The 24,157-nt window shown below is 33.7% G+C and carries 18 protein-coding genes; 10 read left to right on the forward strand and 8 right to left on the reverse strand.

Translation table 11 applies throughout. The features are described from left to right. The first annotated feature begins 87 nt into the window (after positions 1-87). From DKT72_RS14525 to DKT72_RS14535, 3 genes are all read left to right on the forward strand, one after another. The gene (locus tag DKT72_RS14525) at positions 88-534 is read left to right on the forward strand and encodes a type I restriction enzyme HsdR N-terminal domain-containing protein (RefSeq protein WP_111309548.1); all 447 of its coding nucleotides are present in this window, start codon (positions 88-90) and stop codon (positions 532-534) included. Further along, positions 531-1,529: a glycosyltransferase family 2 protein gene (locus tag DKT72_RS14530; RefSeq protein WP_111309469.1), complete on the forward strand. Its 999-nt coding sequence runs from the start codon at positions 531-533 to the stop codon at positions 1,527-1,529. The genes DKT72_RS14525 and DKT72_RS14530 overlap by 4 nt, the downstream gene beginning before the upstream one ends. A gap of 87 nt (positions 1,530-1,616) precedes the next feature. Then, complete coding sequence (locus DKT72_RS14535; RefSeq protein ID WP_111309470.1) at positions 1,617-2,453, forward strand: OmpA/MotB family protein; 837 nt, start codon at positions 1,617-1,619, stop codon at positions 2,451-2,453. A 245-nt stretch (positions 2,454-2,698) separates the two neighbouring features. On the opposite strand, the gene DKT72_RS18550 is transcribed toward DKT72_RS14535, so the two are convergent. Genes DKT72_RS18550 through DKT72_RS14550 form a run of 3 tightly spaced genes read right to left on the reverse strand, consistent with a single transcriptional unit; the run spans position 2,699 to position 5,817 of the window. Continuing rightward, positions 2,699-2,845: a VOC family protein gene (locus DKT72_RS18550; RefSeq protein WP_235841723.1), complete on the reverse strand. Its 147-nt coding sequence runs from the start codon at positions 2,843-2,845 to the stop codon at positions 2,699-2,701. Between the two features lie 18 nt (positions 2,846-2,863). Continuing rightward, complete coding sequence (locus tag DKT72_RS14545) at positions 2,864-3,484, reverse strand: L-threonylcarbamoyladenylate synthase (RefSeq protein ID WP_111309471.1); 621 nt, start codon at positions 3,482-3,484, stop codon at positions 2,864-2,866. Continuing rightward, positions 3,484-5,817, reverse strand: coding sequence for an ATP-dependent helicase (locus DKT72_RS14550; RefSeq protein WP_111309549.1), 2,334 nt, complete (start codon positions 5,815-5,817; stop codon positions 3,484-3,486). Before DKT72_RS14550 ends, DKT72_RS14545 begins: the two co-directional genes overlap by 1 nt. A 135-nt stretch (positions 5,818-5,952) precedes the next feature. On the opposite strand from DKT72_RS14550, the gene DKT72_RS14555 reads away from it, so the two are divergent. Then, positions 5,953-7,227, forward strand: coding sequence for an amidohydrolase (locus DKT72_RS14555; protein ID WP_111309472.1), 1,275 nt, complete (start codon positions 5,953-5,955; stop codon positions 7,225-7,227). 3 nt (positions 7,228-7,230) lie between these two features. Here DKT72_RS14555 and DKT72_RS14560 read toward each other — a convergent pair whose 3' ends face one another. Continuing rightward, on the reverse strand, positions 7,231-8,805 hold the full coding sequence (locus DKT72_RS14560) for an AsmA family protein (RefSeq protein WP_111309473.1): 1,575 nt from the start codon (positions 8,803-8,805) through the stop codon (positions 7,231-7,233). A gap of 72 nt (positions 8,806-8,877) precedes the next feature. On the opposite strand from DKT72_RS14560, the gene DKT72_RS14565 reads away from it, so the two are divergent. Together DKT72_RS14565 and DKT72_RS14570 are read left to right on the forward strand one after the other, a co-directional pair. Beyond that, on the forward strand, positions 8,878-10,437 hold the full coding sequence (locus DKT72_RS14565) for an FMN-binding glutamate synthase family protein (protein WP_111309474.1): 1,560 nt from the start codon (positions 8,878-8,880) through the stop codon (positions 10,435-10,437). A 32-nt stretch (positions 10,438-10,469) separates the two neighbouring features. Beyond that, on the forward strand, positions 10,470-10,991 hold the full coding sequence (locus tag DKT72_RS14570) for a DUF7935 family protein (RefSeq protein ID WP_111309475.1): 522 nt from the start codon (positions 10,470-10,472) through the stop codon (positions 10,989-10,991). Here the strand turns inward: DKT72_RS14570 and DKT72_RS14575 are convergent. Continuing rightward, on the reverse strand, positions 10,988-11,905 hold the full coding sequence (locus tag DKT72_RS14575) for a patatin-like phospholipase family protein (RefSeq protein WP_111309476.1): 918 nt from the start codon (positions 11,903-11,905) through the stop codon (positions 10,988-10,990). The genes DKT72_RS14570 and DKT72_RS14575 overlap by 4 nt on opposite strands. Beyond that, positions 11,902-12,810 (reverse strand): patatin-like phospholipase family protein, encoded by a 909-nt coding sequence (locus tag DKT72_RS14580; RefSeq protein ID WP_111309477.1) that lies wholly within the window; start codon positions 12,808-12,810, stop codon positions 11,902-11,904. The genes DKT72_RS14575 and DKT72_RS14580 overlap by 4 nt, the downstream gene beginning before the upstream one ends. A 170-nt stretch (positions 12,811-12,980) precedes the next feature. Here DKT72_RS14580 and DKT72_RS14585 point away from each other — a divergent pair, with 170 nt between their 5' ends. Both DKT72_RS14585 and DKT72_RS14590 read left to right on the forward strand, forming a co-directional pair. Next, positions 12,981-17,369, forward strand: a complete 4,389-nt coding sequence (locus DKT72_RS14585; RefSeq protein ID WP_111309478.1) for a PKD domain-containing protein — start codon at positions 12,981-12,983, stop codon at positions 17,367-17,369. 17 nt (positions 17,370-17,386) lie between these two features. Further along, complete coding sequence (locus tag DKT72_RS14590) at positions 17,387-18,382, forward strand: PorP/SprF family type IX secretion system membrane protein (RefSeq protein WP_111309479.1); 996 nt, start codon at positions 17,387-17,389, stop codon at positions 18,380-18,382. Positions 18,383-18,384: 2 nt separating this feature from the next. On the opposite strand, the gene DKT72_RS14595 is transcribed toward DKT72_RS14590, so the two are convergent. After that, on the reverse strand, positions 18,385-20,340 hold the full coding sequence (locus DKT72_RS14595) for a M1 family metallopeptidase (protein WP_111309480.1): 1,956 nt from the start codon (positions 20,338-20,340) through the stop codon (positions 18,385-18,387). A 76-nt stretch (positions 20,341-20,416) separates the two neighbouring features. Between DKT72_RS14595 and recG the strand changes: the two genes are divergently transcribed. Together recG and DKT72_RS14605 are read left to right on the forward strand one after the other, a co-directional pair. Then, positions 20,417-22,519, forward strand: coding sequence for an ATP-dependent DNA helicase RecG (gene recG, locus DKT72_RS14600; protein ID WP_111309481.1), 2,103 nt, complete (start codon positions 20,417-20,419; stop codon positions 22,517-22,519). A gap of 42 nt (positions 22,520-22,561) precedes the next feature. Further along, a complete protein-coding gene (locus DKT72_RS14605) occupies positions 22,562-23,143 on the forward strand; it encodes a MiaE family protein (RefSeq protein WP_111309482.1) in 582 nt (193 codons plus the stop codon). 166 nt (positions 23,144-23,309) lie between these two features. Here the strand turns inward: DKT72_RS14605 and DKT72_RS14610 are convergent, their stop codons facing one another. After that, positions 23,310-24,122 carry a universal stress protein gene (locus DKT72_RS14610; protein WP_111309483.1) on the reverse strand — a complete coding sequence of 271 codons (813 nt, stop codon included), beginning with the start codon at positions 24,120-24,122 and terminating at the stop codon, positions 23,310-23,312. Positions 24,123-24,157 lie beyond the last annotated feature (35 nt).

A 24,157-nucleotide genomic window follows, 5' to 3' on the forward strand; every position in this document is an offset into this window, starting at 1 on the left:
ATTATAACTATCAAATTTCAAAAAACAAGCCTTGCTTTTGTTATTTGATTATTGAAGATTAACTTTGGAAAAATATTAAACACGGTTTTGCAACAACTCAATTTTCCAAAGTTTTCGTTTCGATTCAAAAATAGCGAAAATAAAATTTCTATTTTCGACGTGATACGTAAAAAGTTTGTGGTTTTACAACCCGAAGAATGGGTGAGGCAACATTGTGTCCATTATTTAATCCATGAAAAAAAATACCCAATAGCTTTAATTAATGTTGAAAAAGAATTAAAAATCAATAATTTAAAGAAGCGCTACGATATAGTGGTTTTTAATAGTGACGGCAGTATTTTCATTATAGTCGAATGTAAAGCACATACCATACCTATCGCACAATCTACATTCGACCAAATTGCTCAATATAATCTTGCTTTAAATGCGTCCTATTTAATGGTTACAAACGGATTAAATCATTATTATTGCCAAATGGATTTTGAAAATGAGCGTTATAATTTTTTAAAAGAGATACCTGTTTACAACGAATGAATATAGCCATCGTGATATTGAATTGGAACGGGAAAAAGCTTTTAGAAGAGTTTTTACCCTCGGTTATTGCTTATTCAAAAGAAGCAAGCCTATATATAGCGGATAATGCTTCAACAGATGACTCCATGTCGTTTATAAGTTCCAATTACCCTGATGTTAAAATCATAAAAAATTCTATAAATGGTGGTTATGCAAAAGGTTACAATAATGCTTTAAAACACATTGAAGCAGATGTTTTTTGTTTGTTGAATAGTGATGTGGAAGTCACTAAATACTGGTTGAATCCCATTATTGATATTTTTGAAAAAGAACCTAACACATCTATAATTCAACCTAAAATTTTAGATTACAAAAACAAAGATCGCTTTGAATATGCCGGGGCTGCGGGTGGTTTTATTGATAAATATGGTTATCCTTATTGTAGAGGAAGGATATTCGACACCATTGAAAAAGATGAAGGGCAATATGATAATAACATAGATATATTTTGGGCATCTGGAGCTTGCTTTTTTGTACGGAGTAAAGTCTTTAATGAATTAAATGGTTTTGATGAGCATTTTTTTGCCCATATGGAAGAAATAGATTTTTGTTGGCGAGCTAAAAATTTAGACTATGATATAAAATATGTACATCAATCTAAAATATATCATTTGGGAGGTGCCACACTTTCAAATGTAAATCCAAAAAAAACATATTTGAATTTTAGAAATAGTTTATTTACAATAACCAAAAATGCCAAAGGTCCATTATTATCAATTATTTTAGCACGACTTATACTTGATGGTATAGCGGGAATAAAATTTTTATTGGAATTTAAACCTAAACATACTCTAGCTATTTTAAAGGCTCATTTTAGTTTTTACTGGTATTTACCCCACTACTTAAAACAACGAAAATTTATAAAAAATAAAATTAAATATTATACCAAAACATCTATAGTAGTCGATTATTTCGTAAATAATAATAAAACCTATAAAACGTTTATAAGTTACTAGTAAAAGTTTTGTTAAAATGATGCATTATGCTCATTTTTCCTTATTTTTGCTATAATAATTTTAGAAAATTAATCCTTAAGAATAATTATGAAAAAAATCCTATTACTTAGTTTGTCAGCAATGTTATTATTAAGTTCTTGTGTGTCAAAAAAGCAATTCACAGACCTACAAGCTAAACAAAAAGAAACTCAAGATTTACTTAATTCTGCAACTGTAAAATTAAATTCTTGTTTAGAAGAAAAAGCTTCATCTTCTGCTAGAGCAACAGCACTTGAAGAACAAATTGCTGACTTACGCAAAGCAAACGACAACTTAACAGTATTATCGTCTAAAGGTGCTAGCAATATTGAAAAAACACTTGAAAGCATCAAAGAAAAAGACATGAAAATCACCCGTTTACAAGATGCTTTAACTAAAAAAGACAGTATTACACTTGCTGTAGTAACTAGCTTAAAACGTGAAGTAGGCATAAATGATCCAGATATTGAAATCAATGTTGAAAAAGGCGTTGTATTTATTTCCATCGCTGATAAATTATTATTCCAAAGTGGTAGCTACAATGTAACCACAAGAGCTAAAGAAGTATTAGCTAAAGTTGCTAAAGTTGTAAACAGCAAACCAGATTTTGAATGTATGGTTGAAGGTCATACTGATAATGTACCTTACCAAAGTGGTGTATTATTAGACAACTGGGATTTAAGTGTGAAACGTTCTACTTCTATCATCAGGGTTTTACAAGGTCTTGGTGTAAATCCAAAACAACTTATCGCTGCTGGACGTGCTGATTATGTGCCTTTAGTAGATAATGATACTGCTGAAAACAGAGCTAAAAACAGACGTACTCGTATTGTTGTATTACCTAAAATTGACCAGTTCTATGATATGGTTGAAAAAGAAATGAAAAATCTTTCTGTTCAAAAATAATTAGAATTTAAAATTATAGAAGAAAGCTCAACTGAAAAGTTGGGCTTTTTTTATTTATCTGACCAAACGGCAAGTTCATTACCTGATGGATCTAAAAAATGAAATCTTTTCCCGCCCGGAAACGAAAAAATATCTTTTGATACTTTCCCTCCGAATTCAACAATATCGTTCTTAACTAAATCCAGATTTTCGTGATATAGCACTATTAAAACACCGTTTACTATTTTTGAAGTAGATTTTTCAAATCATCCGTCCATTCCGCTTTCAGAAAAAGCTATATAATTAGGGCCATAATCCGTGAAAATCCAATTAAAACATTTGCTGTAAAACGTTTTGATTACTTCAAGATTTTCAGCTTTAAATTCTATATAGTTTATTTGATTATTCTTCATTATTATAAAAACGATTAATTAAAATATCTCCAAACTCCCTTTCCCTTCTCTAACAACAATTGGTTCATCTTCGGATAAATCAATAACCGTAGATGCTTGATTATCTCCATAACCACCATCTATTACTAAATCCACCAAATGATCCCACTTTTCTAAAATAAGTTCTGGGTCGGTAGTATACTCCAAAACCTCATCTTCATCACGAATGGAGGTTGAAATTATAGGATTTCCTAAAAGCTTTACAATCTCTATAGCTATGTTATTATTGGGCACTCTAATCCCCACCGTTTTCTTCTTTTTAAAAGGATTTGGCAAATTATTTGAACCTGGCAAAATAAAGGTGTAAGGCCCAGGAAGTGCCCGTTTTAATATCTTAAAGGTGGTACTATCTATTTGTTTTACATAATCGCTTAAATGACTTAAATCATGACACACAAAAGAAAAATTAGCTTTTTCAAGTTTTATTCCCTTAATTCTTGCAATACGTTCCAATGCTTTTAAATTGGTAATGTCACAGCCTAAACCATATACCGTATCTGTTGGATAAATAATAAGTCCGCCTCGTTTTAAAATAGCCACAACCTTTTCAATCTCTTTCGGATTGGGATTTTCTTCGTATATTCTAATAAACTCTGCCATTATCCTATCACTTCTAGTTTAGCAAAACGTAATAATAGTTTTTTTACGCCACCGTGTTGAAAATTGATTTCTGCTTTTACATCTGCCCCTGCCCCTTCAATTTTTAGAACTTCACCTGTACCAAAACGAATATGCTTAACCAAATTGCCAACTACTAATTTACTATCAAACAAATTGACATTATCGTTGCTTTGCGCAACTGGTTTTAAATTTTTAGGCGTGGTTACTTGAAACTTTTGTGGTTCTGGTCTAGAATCACCATTCTTTTTAAATACGGCCTGTTTTGCGGGCTTAAATCTTATTTTATTAGGTTCAACATCTCCAAAAATATCTGAGCTAAGCATAGGATTAAACCGTCGTTCTTCTATCGGTGTCAAAATTTCTAAATAAGCATCATCTATTTCTTCAATAAAGCGACTGGGTTCAGAATCTACTAATTTTCCCCAACGGTATCTAGAAAGGGCGTAGGTTAAATAAGCTTGCTTTTCTGCTCTTGTTAAAGCCACGTAAAATAATCTTCGCTCCTCTTCCAGTTCACTTCGTGTATTCATACTCATAGCACTTGGGAATAAATCTTCTTCCAAGCCTACAATAAACACATTTGGGAATTCTAAACCTTTAGCCAAGTGAATTGTCATTAACGCCACATGGTTGGCATCCCCTTTATCAGCATCTAAATCGGTTGCTAAAGCGACATCTTCTAAAAACTCTGCTAAAGACCCTGTGGTATCTGCCACTTCTTTTTGACCTTCCACAAAATCCTTCATACCATTTAAAAGCTCCTCGATGTTTTCCATTCTGGTGACCCCTTCAGGCGTACCATCTTTTTTAAACTCGTTTATTAAACCACTGGTTCTAGTAACATAGTCAGCCAACTCAAACACATCGGCCGTTTGATTTAATACCTGATAACTTTCAATAAGTGTCACGAAATCCTGAAGTTTGTTTTTTGTTCCAGAATTTATATTAATCTCTACTTTATCAATATTTTTAAGAACTTCAAAAATACTTCTGTTATAACCATTTGCGGCCACCACCAGTCTATCTATAGTCGTTTGCCCAATACCACGAGGGGGAAAATTAATAATTCTCACCAAAGCCTCTTCATCTGCTGGGTTAATAACCAATCGTAAATACGACAATACATCTTTTATTTCTTTTCTCTGGTAAAAAGATGTGCCTCCATAAATTCTATAAGGGATGTCTCGTTTTCTCAAAGCCTCTTCAATGGCACGAGACTGTGAATTGGTTCTATATAAAATAGCAAAATCACTATTATTCAACTGATGATTCATTTTCTCTTCAAAAATAGTGCTCGCCACATAACGCCCTTCATCAGCATCTGTTAAAGACCGATTTACTTTTATTTTCGCACCTTCATCATTTGCTGTCCACACGACTTTATCTAATTTGGTCTGGTTTTTATCAATGATTGAATTAGCAGCCTCTACAATATTTTTGGTAGACCGGTAATTTTGTTCCAATCGAAAGACTTTTACATCATCATAATCTTTCTGGAAATTCAAAATATTATTGATATTCGCTCCTCGGAAGGCATAAATACTTTGCGCATCATCCCCTACTACACATATATTCTGAAATCTATCGGATAGTGCTCTTACAATTAAGTACTGGGAATGATTGGTATCTTGGTACTCATCCACCAAAATATATTTAAACCTATTTTGGTATTTCATCAATACGTCCGGAAACCGAGTCAGTAGTTCATTGGTTTTCAATAATAAATCATCAAAATCCATGGCACCCGCTTTAAAACATCTGTTTACGTATTCTTTATAAATATCGCCCAAACGTGGACGTCTTGCCATGGTATCTGCTTCAATTAACTCTGGATTTTGAAAATAGGCTCGAACGGTAATTAAACTATTTTTATAGGATGAAATTCTGGACCGTACTTGTTTGTATTTATAAATATCCTTATCAAGATTCATTTCTTTGATGATGGAAGCAATCAGACGGTCTGAATCTTGCGTATCATAAATCGTAAAATTGCTTGGATAACCTAATTTATCTGCTTCACTACGTAAAATTTTGGCGAAAACGGAGTGAAATGTTCCCATCCATAGGTTTTTAGCTTCACTAGCTCCAACAATAGTCGCAATTCGTTCTTTCATCTCTTTTGCGGCTTTGTTGGTAAATGTGAGAGCTAAGATGTTGAAAGAGTCAACACCCTGATTCATCAAATAAGCAATTCTAAATGTAAGCACACGCGTTTTGCCAGAACCCGCACCTGCAATAATAATCATGGGACCATCTTTTTGCAAAGTAGGCTCTAATTGTGCTTCGTTTAACTGACTTAAATACTTCTCCAATTTTATGTAATTTAAAGATGTGAAATTAACCATTGTTTATCTTTTTATTAAACCGTTTTATTAATAATTATAAACAATTAATCTTATTTATTGTTCTGGTTTATTTTGAATATATTTAAACTTCAAAAATATACCATGAAATATCTTTTACCTCTTTTTATTTTCTTAGGAAGTTTAAATATCATTGCTCAACAAGATTTAAATCAACAATTTATAGATATTGAATCTAAAGTTATTGAATGGCGACGCCATTTTCATCAATATCCTGAACTTTCCAATAGAGAATTTAAAACTGCTGAAAAAATAGCCGCTCATTTAAAATCTTTAGGAATTGAAGTACAAACTGGAATTGCACATACGGGTGTTATAGGTATTTTAAAAGGAAATAATCCTGGAAAAGTAATCGCTTTAAGGGCTGACATGGATGCGCTTCCAGTAACAGAGAGAAATGATCTTCCTTTTAAATCGGATGTTAAAACGACTTTTCTTGAAACCGAAACGGGCGTTATGCATGCCTGCGGTCATGATACCCACATAGCTATTTTAATGGGTGTCGCTGAAATTTTATCAAAAAATAAAGATAAAATAAATGGGACAGTAAAATTCATCTTTCAACCTGCAGAAGAAGGTGCCCCACCAGGAGAAGAAGGTGGTGCTAAACTTATGATAAAAGAAGGTGTTTTAGAAAATCCTAAAGTAGATGCTATTTTTGGGTTGCATATTAATTCCGAAACACCAATAGGGACGATAAAGTATAAAAGAGAAGGTATTATGGCCGCTGTGGAAAGATTTGTTATTAACGTAAAAGGTAAACAAACACACGGGTCTCAGCCATGGTCAGGCGTAGATCCTATTTTTATTTCAGCAAAAATTATTGATGGTTTTCAAAGTATTATTAGTCGAGAATCTAATTTATTAGTCGAACCCGCTGTTATAACTGTTGGAAAAATAACAAGTGGAACACGTTTTAATATCATTCCTGAAACCGCTGAACTTATTGGAACCGTAAGAACTTTGGATCCAAAAATGAAAGCATTGATTATTAGACGCATGACGGAAATGACCCAAACCCTTGCTAAAGCCTACGGAGGTGAAGCAACAATTGAATTTCAAAACCAGACTGCTATTACTTATAATGATGCAACACTTGTCGATAAGATGCTACCGAGTCTTAAAAAGACCGCTGGTGAAAACAAGGTTGTTATCATGAAAGCAACTACTGGCGGGGAAGATTTTTCTTTTTTTCAAGAAGTTGTGCCTGGATTTTTTTTCTTTTTAGGTGGTATGAATCCTCAAACAACAGAAGCATTCCCTCATCATACACCTGATTTTATGATAGATGAAAGAGGTTTACTTTTAGGGGTTAAAACACTAACCAACATGACCATTGATTACTTAAACCTTAAATAGAAATCATTTAGTCTTCTCTTTACCATCACCTGTCATGGCATTCAATAACGCAGGTTTTATATTTAGCCACAAATAGTTAAATACAGACTTTGTTTTATCTCTTTCTACATCTTTTGCGCTACCAAATCTAAATTCATTTGATGTATCCTTACTATCTTTAGAAACAAATAGGTTAATGATTCCCGATAAAAATTTATTTTTTTCTTTACCATTTTGTTGCAACATAATAACTTCAAAATCATCGTATTGTAATTTTAAATCTATGAGCGACGTATTATCTGTTCCATTAATTGTAAAATAGGTTTTATTTATTTGACCATTCAATTTTAAATTAAGATTAGGCTCCATAAATTGATTCATGTGGTTTGCATCCAGCGTTCCTATTTCTGCTTTAAAAATAAATTCATCATTTATATCATTCACATCAAAACTCCAATCAACATTTAAAGGCGCATCCTCCATAAAAAAAGCTTCAATATGTGCCGAAGTTTTGTTATCGCTTTTATAAGTATTACCTACATTATTGATTTTTGCATTTAATTTTGAAAAGACCAAATCACCTCCTTTAGTCTCTTCTTTTACTTTTTCTGTATAAATGATATGAGCATTTTTCAAAAGAACCGTATTTAAAGTAAGATTAAAATCCAAATCTCTTAACGATTTACTATACAAGGGTTTACTACTTAAATCATCTGCAACTAATTTATCACGATAAACCTTAAAATTAGGGTGATAAACATTGACTTGATTACTTTCAAAATAGAATACAGAATCGTTTTTAATCCCAAAGTCTGGTTTTTCAACTAGCAGAGAATCCACGGTTAAATCAAAATAATCTCTCTCAACAGAAATGTGTTTAGACAATGCTTCTTTAGAATACTTTGTCTTAATGGACAAGTCCTTAATTTTATAAAAATCCATATTGAAATCAGCATGCTTTAAAAATAAATTATCATAATCATTAAGTTTATAAAACAGATTGTTATATGTTAAATAATAATCTTTAAATGTTATAGGAATTTTATGCTTAAGATTCGATTTTTTAACTGAAATGGTATTTACTTTAAAATTTACGTCTTCAGATTTTAACAACAAAGAATCGTTAGAGACATTAAAAACCTGAACATTCCCATTCACTATTTCGATAGTTTCAATATCAATATTTTTTTTAAAATCATCTTTATATGAGTTTTGAGAAGACTTCAAACTCACTAACTCATTGTGATTATAAATCACCTTAGGGTCATTTAATAAAATATCTTCTACACTAATTTTATCATTAAAAAAGTAATCCCAATAACTTAAATTACTAATCGCTATTTTTTTTAATTCAATTTCAGCAGTGATATTATGGGTTGCTTTTCCGTAAATAAATATGTGGGGATTTATAAGCGCTACACTTCCCGTTAAAGTATTAACATGAATGTCCTGATATTGAATTTTTACAGTTTTTGAAAGGTTATCTAACCCATTTTTTAGTTTGTTTTTGATAAAAAAATTAAGACATAAAATACCTATAACCAAAACAATAGCTACAGATATACCTATAATCAAACCTTTTTTTAATTTTTTGTCCATATCATAAAGATAACCTTTCAATATCTTTACAACAACAATTTATGAATATCTTTGCATTTTAATTTTTTTTTAATGGACAACTTTTTAGATTTTATTTCAGGTATTTCTTGGTGGATGTGGATAGGATTGGCTTTAATCTTAATAGCTATCAGGGACATTTTCATCCAAAGGAAACATACCATCAGTCATAACTTTCCAATTGTTGGACATTTCAGATATATGTTAGAAAAAATTGGCCCCGAATTAAGACAATATTTGGTAGCAAGCAATAGAGATGAATTGCCATTTAACAGAATAGAGCGTGGTTGGATTTATGCTTCTGCAAAAAAAGAAAACAATTACGAAGGCTTTGGCACCGATAGAGATATTTTTGCACACCAACATATATTTATAAACAACGCCATGATGCCTTATGTTATTGATAAAAATCATCCAAATAGCATTGACAAAAGCTTTTTGCCTTGCGCTAAAGTTATGGGCGAATTTAATAAACGTAAAAAACCATTCAGGCCCGCATCGGTTGTCAATGTGTCTGCAATGAGTTTTGGTTCCCTTTCAGCAAAAGCAGTAGAATCTTTAAACAAAGGCGTTAAAATAGCGGGTGCTTATCACAATACAGGTGAAGGTGGTTTGTCTTCATACCATAAACACGGTGGTAATGTCATTTTCCAAATTGGAACCGGGTATTTTGGAGTACGCAATAAAGAAGGTGGTTTTTCAATGGAAAAACTAATGGCATTGGTTGATGACAATCCTTTTATAAAGGCCATAGAAATAAAACTATCTCAAGGTGCTAAACCAGGAAAAGGTGGTGTCCTGCCTGGAGCAAAAATAACCCAAGAATTAGCAGACATTCGTGGTGTTGAAATCGGCAAAGATGTTATATCGCCACCCAACCATAGTGCGTTTTCCAATGTTCCTGAATTGGTTGATTTCATTGAAGCTATTGCCGAAAAAACAGGCTTACCTGTGGGTATAAAAGCAGCCATTGGTAAATTAGGGCAATGGGAAGAATTGGCCGATATCATGTTAAAAACAAATAAAGGTCCGGATTTTATAACCATTGACGGCGGTGAAGGTGGTACGGGAGCAGCACCACCAAGTTTTGCAGACCATGTATCTTTGCCATGGGTTTATGGTTTTAGTGATTTATATAAAATATTTAAAAATAAAGGGTTAACCGAACGTATTGTTTTTATTGGTAGTGGAAAACTTGGTTTTCCTGCTAAAGCCGCTATGGCATTTGCCATGGGAGCAGATTGCATTAATGTGGCTAGAGAAGCCATGATGAGTATTGGCTGCATTCAAGCACAAGTATGCCATACCAATCGTTGCCCTAGTGGTGTAGCAACACAAAGTAAATGGCTTCAAAATGGTATCGACCCTACTTTAAAATCTGAACGTTTGGCTCAGTATTTCAAAACATTCAGAAAAGAATTTATAGAAATTACGCATGCAGCAGGCTACGAACATCCGTGTCAGTTTAATATGGACGATATAGAAATAAATGTAGATGACCACAATCTTTCAAAAGAATTAAGCAAAACTTATAATTATGATAAAACACCTGTTCCGTTCACAAATATGCAGGCATTAAAAGATTGCTTATATTTAGGAGGTCAATCAAATTAATTTTAAACTTTTTAACTTAAATAATATTTTTTATGGATTCTGAAAGAGTAATTGATATGTTTCTATTTGCTGTTCCCTCGTTAATTACAGGATTGATAGCTTACTATTTTTTTAAAGAACATACCAAAAATGAAGACGGCAGAAGACGCTTTTTATTAAAAAAAGAATTACAGACAAATGCCTTACCAACACGACTCCAAGCTTATGAGCGGTTAACTCTTTTTTTAGAAAGAATATCCCCAAGCAGACTTCTAATCAGAGTATCTCCAAATAATTTAAATAAAGAAGATTACGAAGCTTTACTTATACAAACTATTGAACAAGAATTAGAACACAATTTAACCCAACAAATTTATGTGAGCGAGAAATGTTGGAACATTATTTCGGCTGCTAAAAATGCCACCATTCAATTGATTAGAAAAGCCAGTTTATTGGAAAAAACAACGACTGCAGATAAATTAAGAGAAGTCATTTTAACCGAAATGATGGAAAGACGTGCACCAAGTGACGCAGCACTTTCTTTAATTAAAGAAGAAATTGCTGAAATATTTTAGAGCTTTTCATTCCTTAATTCGTTAAACCGTCCTTGCGCACACTTTTCTTTAGCATAATCAAATCCTTGTTGCCACCAAGTCATCATCAAGCCTTTATTAAAAACTAAAGAGTTTTCTGTAAGTTTAGATGGCGTATAATACAAATTGAGTTTCACATTTTTATTTTTAGCCGCAAGCTTACCTATGGTAATGTCGCTACTTTCAACCCTATCCAATAAATGTCCAAATAAATTGAGCATCAGTGAAAACGGATTCTTGCCTAACACCTTATTGTACTCCATGTTTTCGGATTCCAGAATAATAGCATCAACTTCTGTAGCACCTCGCTGAATAGCTTCCCTAATGGGCACAACGCAACCAAAAGCACCATCTGCATATTCATAACCATCTACGGTTGCTAAGGACATAAAAGGAATGTAATTGCAAGAAATCCATATCCAATTGCAGAATTCATCATACGTACAATCTTTAATGGATTTATACTCGATTCTATTTTTAGATAAATTAGAAACAGTCACAACAACATCCTCTTTGGTTAATTGGATTAAATGATATTCTTCTTCAGTAAAATTCCGTTTTAAATAACGCAATAGGGCTTTGCTTTCCCCAAAAGTCCGTTTTCTTTTTGCAAACTGGATAAGGGTATTTAAAAAGTTAATGGAAACAAATTCCCTACCTTCTTTTTTACGCTGTATAAAGGGATTGATATTAAAAATATTACTTTGCTTTACATTGGTAAAGACTTTATGGATTTTCTCTATTTTACCTGCTGCCAAATGTGGTATAATCAAACTACCCGTAGAAGTACCTAAAAACAAATCGTATTCCCTGCCCTCTTCTTCTATTAAATATTGGGCAACACCACCTGCATAAGCACCTTTACTACCGCCTCCCGAAATTACTAATGCTCTCATTCTGTTTTTAAAGGGCTTACTTGTTCGTTTTTATATTTGGCATAATCCATACCACTTTGCCACCATTTTGTCATTTTCTCTTTTTCGAAAATTAAGGAATTCGTTGTTAACACCGTAGGAGTGTAATAAAAATTTATAATGGCATTTTGGTTACTGGCAGCAAACTTACCTATTTTAATATTTTGAGTTTCTATTCTATCTAGCATAAATGAAAAAATATTAGTTAGTAATGAAAACGGATTTAATGAAGGCATCCTATTTAACTGAGTGACTTCCGTTTGTAAAATTATAGCATCTACCTCAGTGGCCCCTCTTTTTATAGCTTCTTCAATGGGTACCATATTTCCTAATCCGCCATCGGCATACTCACATCCGTTTTTCTTAACCAAAGACATAAAGGGCGTATAATTACATGAGATCCATACCCAATCGCAAAACTCATCATAATCAAAATCCTTAATAGATTTATATTCTACCTGATTTAAAGATAAATTCGATACCGTGACCACCACCTCTTTATTACTCGCCTTTAATTTATCAAATTCGCCTTCAGTTAAGGTTTTTTTAATCAGTGTTTTTAAGTTATAGCTCTCTCCAAAAGTCTTGCTGCCTTTGAATATGTTTTTAAGAACTTTTAAATGATGGATTCCTATGGTTTCTATACCCCCTTTTTTCTTTTTAATTAAAAATGGACAACTGCTAAAAATAGAGTCTTGGGTTACACTCGTATAAACTTCTTTTATTTTCTCCACATGTTTTAAAGCCAAGTGAGACACCAATAAACTACCCGTAGAAGTACCTATGAAAATATCGTAATCATTTCTTTTGTTCTCAATAAGATACTGTGCAACACCTCCTGCAAAAGCGCCTTTACTCCCTCCTCCTGAAATAACTAATGCTTTCATTTTAATTCAAAATTATTAAATACCAATATCACTTTTAGGGCTTTTAACTTAAAGATTCAACATCAAGTCATTTCCAACTTAACGAAATTAACATCTTTTTGATAAATATATTTTATTCAACGTGTATAAAATATTACTTTAGGCTCGTCAACTATAACCAAACAAAATCTATGAGGAAAAATTATTTTCTAGTCCCTGTCTTTTCCTTATTGGTTTTGGCTTCAATCTATGGATACGGCAAAATAGCAAATTCCCATTCAATAAAAGATAAAAATAAAAACTCATCCCAAAATAAATCAATTAAAATTACTGAATTAATCACTTTAAAAGCTAATGCCCCATTAGTAGATTTTAATTTCAGTAATAATGGCACATGCTCTGGAACTCTTATAACATTCACTCCTACAGTCACTGGAGATGCTCCTTTTACATATTTATGGGATTTTGGTGATGGCAATACCTCTGCTAACAGCAATCCTACACATATATATAATGCTTTAGGGTGTGGGTCTAGAACGTTTAATGTCACATTAACTGTTAAGGATGCTAATGGAGTAAGTTCCTCTATTTCAAAATCTGTTTCGGTACAAGAAAAACCAGATTTAAAGTTTATAGATTTAAATGCCGCAAGTGGAAGCCCCTCTTTTGAACGATGTGGTGACAATAATTCCAATCCGCAGTATACCATCAACGTAGGAAATAATTCTCCGTCATCAACATGTATTACCTCTTATAACATTGAATGGGGAGATGGCAGTTCTGAAACGAATGTAACATTTCCTAAAACGCATACGTATGACAAATTAGGATCGTACAATATGACCATTACTGGAATAGGTAATAGCGGATGCAATAATTCAATAACTTACGTAGTAAAAAATTCAAATAATCCCATTGGAGCTCTTATAGCCCCTGGAAATACGACTAATTTTTGTATCCCAGTTCCCTCTATGCCTTTTGCTATTGGATCGTGGGCTTCCAATCCTTCGGACACTAGATATTTAGTTAACTATGGAGATGGCACCGTTGCAAGTTATACCCAATCTCAATTAGAAAATTCCCCTTATTATAACCCTGGAAACCCACCAGCATCGCAGGATTTTCCTATCCCACACACTTTTACCAGATTTAATTGTCCAAGCGGCAATACAGTCAGCTTGACAATAACTACTTCTTGTGGTAGCACCTATTTAACCGCAGGACCAATCATCATTTTGGATGTTCCGGTAATTAGTTTCAATGTAAACAATATTGTATGCGCCAACACCTATGTGCAATTTAATAACACAACTATTGCTGGATACACAAACGATTGTAGCACATATAATGTGTATACATGGGATTTTGGAGACGGGACAACGCCTTCAAGAGAGGTCAATCCAAGTCATGTCTATACTACTCCTGGAAGTTATACTATTAGATTATCTGCGGAAACTCCTTGCGGTATTGGAACTTCAGTGACCAAAACCATTTGTGTAGAACCCATATTACAACCAAACTTTACTTTTGCAAATGCATGTGCGTCTACACCATTACAGATTAACAATACTACAGATACTAGCAAAAGTTGTGGCGCAGAAACTTACCTATGGGAAATTATATCCTATTCTGATGCTTATTGTGGTGAAGAACCAGAACGTTGGAACTTTGCAAATGGTACTAATAGGAATTCAAAAAATCCATTTATATCTTTCATAACGCCCGGTATTTATAATCTGAGATTAACAACGAGAAACTCATGTGGAATCGACCGCTCTATAACAAAACGCATTGATGTAAAAAAGCCACCAGTAATCACTCTCGATCCCATATCAGATTTCTGTAAAGCGGCTACTATTACACCTGTAGGCAAGGTCAAAGAAACATGTTCTCCAAATTCCGAAATCACTTATAGTTGGGAATTTCCAGGGGGCACGCCTTCTACTTCTACAGCTTTAAATCCAGGAAAAATAAATTATACAGTGAGTGGTAATTATACCGTTAAATTTAGTGTCACTAATAGCTGTGGAACCACAACAACATCAAGAACGTTTTCTGTAGATATGGATTTATCCCCTATTATAGCTCCTAAATCTGTTGACATTTGTAGTGGCGAAACATTTGTGGTAAGACCAACATCCAATGGAACGGACAACGTTCCAAACGGAACCACCTATACGTGGGGCAATCCTGAAATAAATCCGACAGGGGCAGTCAGTGGTGCATCTGCACAAACCTCACCTAGAAACAATGTTAGTCAAACATTAACAAATAATACCAGCACACCTGCCACGGTTACCTACACAGTCTCCCCCATTTCAGGAAGCTGCCCAGGCCCAGATTTTACAGTTACTGTAACGGTTAATCCTCTGATTAAAGTGACTCCTACCATTGTTAATAACACCTGTTTTGAGTCTGACGATGCTTCTATTAACATCTCCATAAGTGGAGGTATCCCATTTACTACGGGAAATCCTTATACTATCTCTTGGACAGGTCCCAACGGATATACGAGCACTGATAAAGATATTTCTAATTTAGAACCTGGATCATATAATCTATCCATTACCGATAATGGCAAATGCCCATACAATAATACATTCACTGTTACGGAGCCTGGCAAATTCCGTTTTAATGGAAATAAAAATGATATTTCTTGTTTCGGATTCAATGATGGAAGAATCAATCTCTCTACTTTCGGAGGTACACCTCCTTATAATTATGTATGGACCATGGATGAAGATCCTTCATTTACAGCTTCTACAGAAGATCTTAGCAATCTCAAACCTGGTCATTATGAAGTTACTATTACTGAAACGAATAACTGTGATATATTGACAGAGAGATATGAGATTATCGAACCCCCCTTATTGGAAGTTAACTTAGACCATCCCATAGATATGATTCTATGTTATGGTTCTTTTACTGGCAAAATTGATGTGACTGCCCTTGGAGGCAGAGGTAATTACAGATGGTCATGGACAGGTCCGAACGGATTTAGAAGCAGTCTTCAGAATTTAAACAATATAGAAGCTGGAACTTACAATTTAACGGTTACAGATAATTCTGGCTGTACTGCAAACCTGCAGGTTATCGTACCTCAAAATCCAGAAATAAAATTGGATTATACCGTAGGTAAAATAATTTGCTATAATGATGACAGTGGTTCTATTACCATCGATCGCATTTATGGAGGTGTACCACCATACGAACCTGTAGTTTGGAGCAACCTGGGAACAGGAATGTCCCAAGATAATTTATCTCATGGCACTTACGTTATAACCATAACCGATGCCCTAGGCTGCGTTGCCAATTTTCCTATAACCTTAAATAACGCACCTATTTTTGATATTAATCCTGCAGTAAGACAGATTTCATGCTATGGAGAAAATGATGGCAGTATTAAACTCAATCTTGTTGGAGGTGAATCTCCAGTCTCTTTAGTTTGGAGTGATGGTTCTACAGCTGGAAATGAGCGGAATAATTTGGATCCAGGCACTTATGAAGTAACCATTAAAGATGCCAAAGGATGTGTTATAAACGAAACATTTACCATTATAGAACCTCTAGAATTGGAACTCTCAGGAAGCATCACAGATGCATTGGATTGCGATGATGTAAATTCTGGAGACATAGACCTAGAAATTGCCGGAGGAACACCCCCTCTATCAATTTCTTGGAGTAATGGTGCACAAACCGAAGATTTACACAATATTACTCAAGGCCTATACACTGTTTCCATTACAGATGCCAATGGCTGTAATATTTCAGAAACATTTGAAGTAAAACGATTTGCACCCTTGGAAGCTCCTTTTGAAGTTATCACCAATTATGATTGTGAAACAAAATATGTAGACCAAACATTTATTGCTCATGTTAAAGGTGGCATCCCTCCTTATAGCTTAAGTTGGTCGAGTGGTACCATTACCGGTGATAATAATGAAATTATGAGAACAGGCACCAATGGCTTAGTAATTCTAACTGTAACCGATAGTTTTGGGTGTGTTAAAGAATTTTCTCTACAAGTAGCGACACCTGTATTAGATGATGCCGGCTTCACAACAAATTCTTTTGGATATAGCGTTTACGAGCTATATTCTATTTACGATCCTATACAATTCACCAACGAGTCTGAAGGCGACTTTATAAACATTACTTGGGATTTTGGAGATGGGAATTTCTCAAATGAAGAAAATCCAGAACATATTTATACAAAAACAGGAACCTATACCATCAATCAAACCGTTACATATCCGTTTGGTTGCGAATATTATGCGTCTGCCACCATAGTAGTAGAGAAAGGATATAGTTTAATGATGCCAAATGCATTCACTCCCAATAAGGATAATTTGAATGATTATTTTTTCCCTGTTTTTATTGGCTTAAACAGCATGACTCTTTACATTTATGACACTTGGGGCAATGTTATATATTCTGAAACAGGAGACAACATCAGAGGCTGGGATGGTAAAATAAATAATGCTAATGCCGAAAACGGCAATTATCAATACAGATTTATTGCCAAAACCTTTTATGGTCATGAAATAATAGAAAAAGGCGTTTTAGCCCTAATAAAATAAGCAAAGCAAATTTTATAATGAAAATCAAAATATCAACCCTAATAATCATGAGTTGTCTTTGCTTGAAAGTAAATGCTCAAGATCCCGTTTTTTCCCAATTCTTTTTAGTTCCAGAAACTTTAAATCCTGGATTTTCGGGTTTTGAAGACGCCTCCTATCTTGGTTTAATCCATAGAACGCAATGGCCCAATCTAAATTTGAGAGTAGATACCGAATACGCGTTTTTTAATACTTGGATTGAAAATGTTGGTGGACTTGGCTTTAGTATTTTAAACCAACATGAAAACAATACCAATTATAACCATTTGCAGGGAAATGCTAATTTTTCATACCATGTAACATTAGCGAACGATTGGTATTTTAGACCCGCCATAGAAGTTGGTTTTGGTACAAAATCCTTTAATTTTAGAAATCTAGTCCTTGCTGATCAAATAAATATAAATTCTGAGACCATAAATCCTATTTCATCGGACCCTTTTGCACAAAACGCCAATAGAAACATCACTTTTTTTGATTTTACAGCTGGGTTTGTTTTCGACAAAAAGAATACCCGAAATGATACCGATTTATGGTTAGGGGCTAGTATTAAACATTTAAACAGACCAAATATTTCATTTTTAGAAAATGGAAATGTGCCTTTAGATATTTTTTACTCCATACATGCTAATTATAAATTCCCTTATTTTGATAGAAACGACATGCTCATTTCTGCCAATTATATGCAACAAGGGGAATACAATAGATTGGATATTGGTACCACTATAAAATTAGAGAAATTGATGTTAGGTGCAATGTTAGTTACAAATCCTGCTAAAAACAGTTCTTATAGTCATTTATTAACATCTATAAACACCTTTGTAGGCTTGGAATTTGAACAATTGCGTTTTGGTTTTTCATATGATATAAACACTTCTAAAATTGGCAGAACCAATGGTGTTTATGAACTTTCCATTACCTATTTGGCAGATTGTTTAATATGTCGAAACCCTGCTAATACCGAAAGAAGGAAATAGCATCATTTGTTTTCAAGAAGCGTCTTTGCCATTTTCGAAAATTGCCAAATAGGAGACTTGCTAGCTTGTTCTAAATTTTCATTGCATTCATCATGGCATGCATTTATTAATTTTAGGTATTGAAAAGCATTTTGACGGACCTCAAAGTGATATTTAGGATCTGTATAGTTTGTTAGTTCCTCAAAATACTTTGGTTTGTTTTCTGGCTGAAAATCTTCAGTAACCAAAGCTAATGTTAACCATAGTATTCTAATGTTTTTGTCGTTAAATCCTTGAATGTTTTTTGTTTTGGTCAAATACTCATTTCTATCTTCAGGAAAATTATTCCATAAATTATACAAAGCCGTTTCCATGGTTATATATGATGTATCATCCAAGAGCGTTTCATAATTTGCTTTTAATTCTAAAGGGATCTTTGAAAGGGATTTTGCTACGGCCTGGCGGACTTTCAAACTAGTATTAAAATCTTCCTTTCTGATAAAGATTGGATTCTGGGAAATCAATTTTATTTTTGATTCATCAGAAATTTTAGAATTCATGTATTCTAAATATTTAAATTCATTCCCCTCACAATCAACCTTTAAATACTTATCAATAAATGCTGATTGTTTTAAACTTTCTAGAACAGCACCACTATCAAACACGTCACTTTCCAGCCAAACCTTTACAAACTCATCCAAATTTTGCCCACTCGCCTTTTCCACCTCATTAATAAAATCATCAGTCTGCACATTTTTAAATGAATGCTTATTTAAATAATTTTTAATCGCTGTTTTAAAAGCTGTATCACCTATCTTTTCCCTCAACATATACAATACCAATGCGCCTTTTTTGTAAAACGTCGTACTACTTGATTTAGGATCCAAAAGCGCAGTACTTCCTCCTGCTTTATCTTGCTGCATAAGCTCATCGACGTATTGATACAATTGCCAATAGTAATAATCAGCTCCGAAAATCGCTTTCTCCGCTAATAACGCATAATATGTCGCAAACCCTTCTTGTAACCAATGATGCGTTCCAGAGGTTTCTGTAACGAAATCCCCAAACCATTGATGTGCCAGTTCATGAGCATTCACATTCACATAGTTTTTATCAATAAAGGATATAGAATCTATAACATAACTATCAGAAAAAATAGTTGTACTGGTATTTTCCATGCCTGCATATAGAAAATCCTTAACGGGTACCTGTTTATAATTTTGCCAAGGATAAGAAACGCCTATTTCATCTTCTAAAAAGTCGAATATTTGTTTGGTATAACGATAGGTGGATTCGAATTTTAAAGAATCCTCCGGATAATAATACATTTCCAGAGGAACACCGCTTTTTGAAGCTTCTGTTTTTTTATCATATTTGCCAATGGCCAAGGCCACTAAATAACTAGACATGGGCTGTTTCATATCATAATGCCAAGTGGTTGTTGAATCGTTGATTTGTTGATTTATGAGTTTACCGTTAGCAATGACCTCATAGTCTTTATCGAACGTTATGGTTAAATCAAATTCAACCTTTTCATTCATGTCATCAAAACTAGGCAACCAATTACTCGTATATTTACCCTGCCCTTGGGTCCAAATTTGTTTATTACTTCCTCCATTGTCCCAATCAATAAAATACATCGCTTTTTTTGGACGTGTTTCCCAAGTAATATCAATCTTATGCCGGGTATTGGATTTGAATTGATGCTTGATAATTAAATGTTTTCCATCATACAAAGTTCCTGCTTCCTTGCCATCTAAAACATATTTTATTTCAGTAAAAGCAGCCGCATCTATATAAATGGAATCAATATCTTTTAAAATTTCAAATTCATAAGAAATAGTTCCATAAACTTCTTTTTTATTCAAATCACCAAAAACAATATCTGCCTTTGCTGTTTTAAAATCAACATAATCCGTCTGTTGCGCTTGCATTAAGCAATAAAATAAAATGACAATAAGATTTACAGTTAACTTCATAAGGTCTTTATAACAAAGGTTAAGCCAAAATAATAATAATCCTTGTCATTATTACCAAAAGCAGTATTTTAGTTCTATGAACACCAATCTCCAAACTCCTATCGATTATTTAAAAGGCGTTGGTCCCAATCGGGCTGATTTATTACGTACAGAATTGGGCATTCACACCTATCAGGATTTAATAAACTTATTTCCAAACAGATATCTTGATAGAACACAGTATTACAAAATAAACCAATTACAACGTAATAATGCGGATGTGCAAGTGATTGGCAAAATAACCGAATTTAAAGAAGTAGCCCAACAACAAGGAAAACGCTTAGTAGCGACTTTTCAAGATGAAACGGGCGTTATGGAATTGGTTTGGTTTAGAGGACAGAAATGGATTCGAGAAAGCATCAAGCTAAATACACCTTATGTTATTTTCGGAAAAACCAATTGGTTCAATGGGAGATTTAGCATGCCACATCCTGAAATGGAATTGCTTCAAGAACATGAAAAAAATTTACGTTCTGCCATGCAACCAGTATACCCTTCTACTGAAAAATTATCAAATAAGGGCATCACCAATCGCGTGATTAGTAAAATTATGCAACAACTTTTTTTGGAAACGAATGGCAGATTTAAAGAAACACTTTCCGAAAATATACTTTCAGAATTAAAACTAATCAGTAAAAGTGAAGCATTATTTAATGTGCATTTTCCCAAAAACCAAGAACTATTGGCACGCGCGCAATACCGATTAAAATTTGAGGAATTTTTCTATATCCAATTGCAATTGATTCTAAAAAACCTCATTCATAAATCGAAAATAAAAGGCTTTCCTTTTGAGAAAGTCGGTACCTATTTCAATACGTTTTTTAACGACCATTTGCCTTTCGAATTAACCAATGCACAGAAACGGGTTTTGAAAGAAATCCGTGCCGATTTAGGTAGTAATGCACAAATGAATCGGCTTTTGCAAGGTGATGTTGGTTCTGGCAAGACCATTGTTGCACTAATGTCAATGTTAATCGCACTTGACAACGGTTTCCAAGCATGTTTAATGGCTCCTACTGAAATTTTGTCAGTTCAACACTATAACGGATTAGTTGAGCTATGTAATAAATTGAATATCAGAATAAAACTATTAACTGGTTCAACTAAAACTTCAGAAAGAAAAAAAATTCATGAATCCTTAGAAAATGGCGAATTAGACATCTTAATTGGGACACATGCTCTTCTTGAAAACAAGGTGAAATTTAAAAATTTAGGGCTTGCTATCATAGACGAACAACATCGTTTCGGCGTAGAACAACGAAGCAGATTATGGAAGAAAAACACGTCGCCACCACATGTTTTAATCATGACTGCCACCCCCATTCCAAGAACATTAGCAATGTCTGTTTACGGGGATTTAGACATCTCGATTATTGATGAATTACCCCCTGGAAGAAAGTCCATAAAAACAGTACATCGGTATGACAAAAACCGATTGAATGTATTCAAATTTATTCGAGATGAAATAACCAAGGGTAGACAAATTTATATCGTGTACCCTTTGATTCAAGAAAGTGAAACTATGGATTATAAAGATTTGATGGATGGCTATGAAAGTATCTCCAGGGATTTCCCTTTACCCGATTACCAAATCTCCATTGTTCATGGTAAAATGAAACCTGCCGACAAAGATTATGAAATGCAGCGTTTCATAAAAGGTGAAACAAACATCATGGTGGCCACTACCGTTATTGAAGTAGGCGTCAATGTCCCCAATGCATCTGTCATGATTATTGAAAGTGCCGAACGCTTTGGATTATCGCAGTTACACCAATTGCGTGGACGCGTAGGACGAGGTGCCGAACAAAGCTATTGCATTTTAATGACGGGACATAAATTAAGTAATGATAGTAAAACAAGGCTGGAAACTATGGTAAGAACATCTGACGGCTTTGAAATTGCTGAAGTGGATTTACGTTTACGGGGTCCAGGAGATATTATGGGAACGCAACAAAGCGGCATTTTAAACCTAAAAATTGCCGATATCATTAAAGATAAAGACATTTTACAAAATGCCCGTTTTTATGCAAAAAAAATACTGAATAATGACCCAACATTATCGCTTTCAGAAAACAAAACCATACTTAACACCTATCAAGAATTGGGCAAATTCAAGAATATCTGGAATTACATATCCTAATAAAATACCAAATAATAATTTACATTTACCAAAAAACAAATCATGCTCCATTTAAAACTAGAAACCGACCCAAGATGGGTGAATATTGTAGAAAGCAATCTAGAAGAGATATTAACAGATCATGCTTGGTGCGAACAAAAAGCCGCGACCAATGCCATCACCATTATTACTTTAAATTCTGAGCATACCGATTTGGTTACAGACCTACTAAACCTCGCCAAAGAAGAATTAGAACATTTTCAAATGGTGCATGAGATTATTAAAAAGCGTGGCTATAAACTTGGTAGGGAACGAAAAGACAGTTACGTAAACGAACTTTATAAATTCATGAATAAAGGTGGAAACAGATTGCAATGTATGGTAGACAGATTGCTTTTTTCTGCCATGATTGAAGCTAGGAGTTGTGAGCGTTTTAAGTTACTTTCTAAAGAAATAAAAGACCCAGAACTCGCTAAATTCTATAATGATTTAATGATTAGCGAAGCTGGTCATTACACCACATTTATAGGGTTTGCTAGAAAATACGGAAAAGATATTGATGTTGAAAAACGTTGGAAAGAACTCGTAGAATTTGAAAGCCATATTATAAAAAACTATGGTAAACACGAAACGATACATGGATAAAAAGTAGACCTTCAAAAAAGTGCATTACGTTCTATTTGAAGGTCTAACTTTTTAGAACCTATACGTACTATCCGTAAATTAAAATATTCCGACTGCCCAACAAGCACCATTCTCCCTCTTATATATTGCATATAGATATTTCACTTAAAACAGTACTAACCCAAAGTTAAGCATGAATAGACAATAACGGAATATCCATTCCTGAAATCATAACCCTCGTTTTACTTTTGTGCACCAAAGATGACCAAAACCCATATTCATAAGGCACCATAATTAACAAATCAGCTTCTATTCTTTTTAGTTCTTCTTCAATTTCATGTATCACCGCATCAGACTTCACTTCCTTGTACATATAACTAATTCCTTCAAACCCTTTATTAATCCCCTTTAAAACATGCTTATTTTGTTCTATCTTGTCCAAACTATTGCTGACGTGAAAAACTTCCAATTCTGCGTTTAAGTTAAAAACAGCTTCTTTTACTTTATCTAAAACCTCCATATCGACCCCTTTTTCTATATCACAGGCAAACAGTACTTTTTTTATTCCAGTAAACTTAGCTTTCAACGGAATAGCCAAAATAGGTACTTTAATCTTATGAATGGCTCCTGTAGTTGTACTTCCTAACAAATCCTGCTCTAACGACTTGTCATCCATTCCCATCACCACCACATCTGCTTGATGACGCTCCACAGATAGCTGCAACTGTTCGTAAAAATCGCCCATAGCCCAATCAAATTCAATAAAAACACCATATTCATCAGAAAGGCTTTTGATCCTCTTTTCCAACTCTCCATGGCTCTTTTCTATAGATTCTTTAACTACTAAATAAGGAAGTCTAGCATTTTCAGAATGAATGGAGATTTTATGAAGATGGAAAACAACCAATTTAACATCAACTCTTTCAGATAATTTTATAACATATTCGGTAGCATTTTTAGCTTCATTTGAAAAATCCGAGGCAATAATAATAGTTCTCATTTTTGTGTATTTTTATTTTTTTTCAATCATATACT

The sequence above is a fragment of the Confluentibacter sediminis genome (assembly GCF_003258355.1).
GTDB lineage: Bacteria > Bacteroidota > Bacteroidia > Flavobacteriales > Flavobacteriaceae > Confluentibacter > Confluentibacter sediminis.

Bases quoted from the DNA above. Each gene is read 5' to 3' on its own strand.
- DKT72_RS14565 (WP_111309474.1), top strand. From the start codon at position 8,878: ATGGACAACTTTTTAGATTTTATTTCAGGTATTTCTTGGTGGATGTGG.
- DKT72_RS14555 (WP_111309472.1), top strand. From the start codon at position 5,953: ATGAAATATCTTTTACCTCTTTTTATTTTCTTAGGAAGTTTAAATATC.
- DKT72_RS14605 (WP_111309482.1), top strand. From the start codon at position 22,562: ATGCTCCATTTAAAACTAGAAACCGACCCAAGATGGGTGAATATTGTA.
- DKT72_RS14595 (WP_111309480.1), bottom strand. From the start codon at position 20,340: ATGAAGTTAACTGTAAATCTTATTGTCATTTTATTTTATTGCTTAATG.
- DKT72_RS14580 (WP_111309477.1), bottom strand. From the start codon at position 12,810: ATGAAAGCATTAGTTATTTCAGGAGGAGGGAGTAAAGGCGCTTTTGCA.
- DKT72_RS14535 (WP_111309470.1), top strand. From the start codon at position 1,617: ATGAAAAAAATCCTATTACTTAGTTTGTCAGCAATGTTATTATTAAGT.
- DKT72_RS14590 (WP_111309479.1), top strand. From the start codon at position 17,387: ATGAAAATCAAAATATCAACCCTAATAATCATGAGTTGTCTTTGCTTG.
- DKT72_RS14610 (WP_111309483.1), bottom strand. From the start codon at position 24,122: ATGAGAACTATTATTATTGCCTCGGATTTTTCAAATGAAGCTAAAAAT.
- DKT72_RS14545 (WP_111309471.1), bottom strand. From the start codon at position 3,484: ATGGCAGAGTTTATTAGAATATACGAAGAAAATCCCAATCCGAAAGAG.
- DKT72_RS14560 (WP_111309473.1), bottom strand. From the start codon at position 8,805: ATGGACAAAAAATTAAAAAAAGGTTTGATTATAGGTATATCTGTAGCT.
- recG (WP_111309481.1), top strand. From the start codon at position 20,417: ATGAACACCAATCTCCAAACTCCTATCGATTATTTAAAAGGCGTTGGT.
- DKT72_RS14570 (WP_111309475.1), top strand. From the start codon at position 10,470: ATGGATTCTGAAAGAGTAATTGATATGTTTCTATTTGCTGTTCCCTCG.
- DKT72_RS14530 (WP_111309469.1), top strand. From the start codon at position 531: ATGAATATAGCCATCGTGATATTGAATTGGAACGGGAAAAAGCTTTTA.
- DKT72_RS18550 (WP_235841723.1), bottom strand. From the start codon at position 2,845: ATGAAGAATAATCAAATAAACTATATAGAATTTAAAGCTGAAAATCTT.
- DKT72_RS14575 (WP_111309476.1), bottom strand. From the start codon at position 11,905: ATGAGAGCATTAGTAATTTCGGGAGGCGGTAGTAAAGGTGCTTATGCA.
- DKT72_RS14585 (WP_111309478.1), top strand. From the start codon at position 12,981: ATGAGGAAAAATTATTTTCTAGTCCCTGTCTTTTCCTTATTGGTTTTG.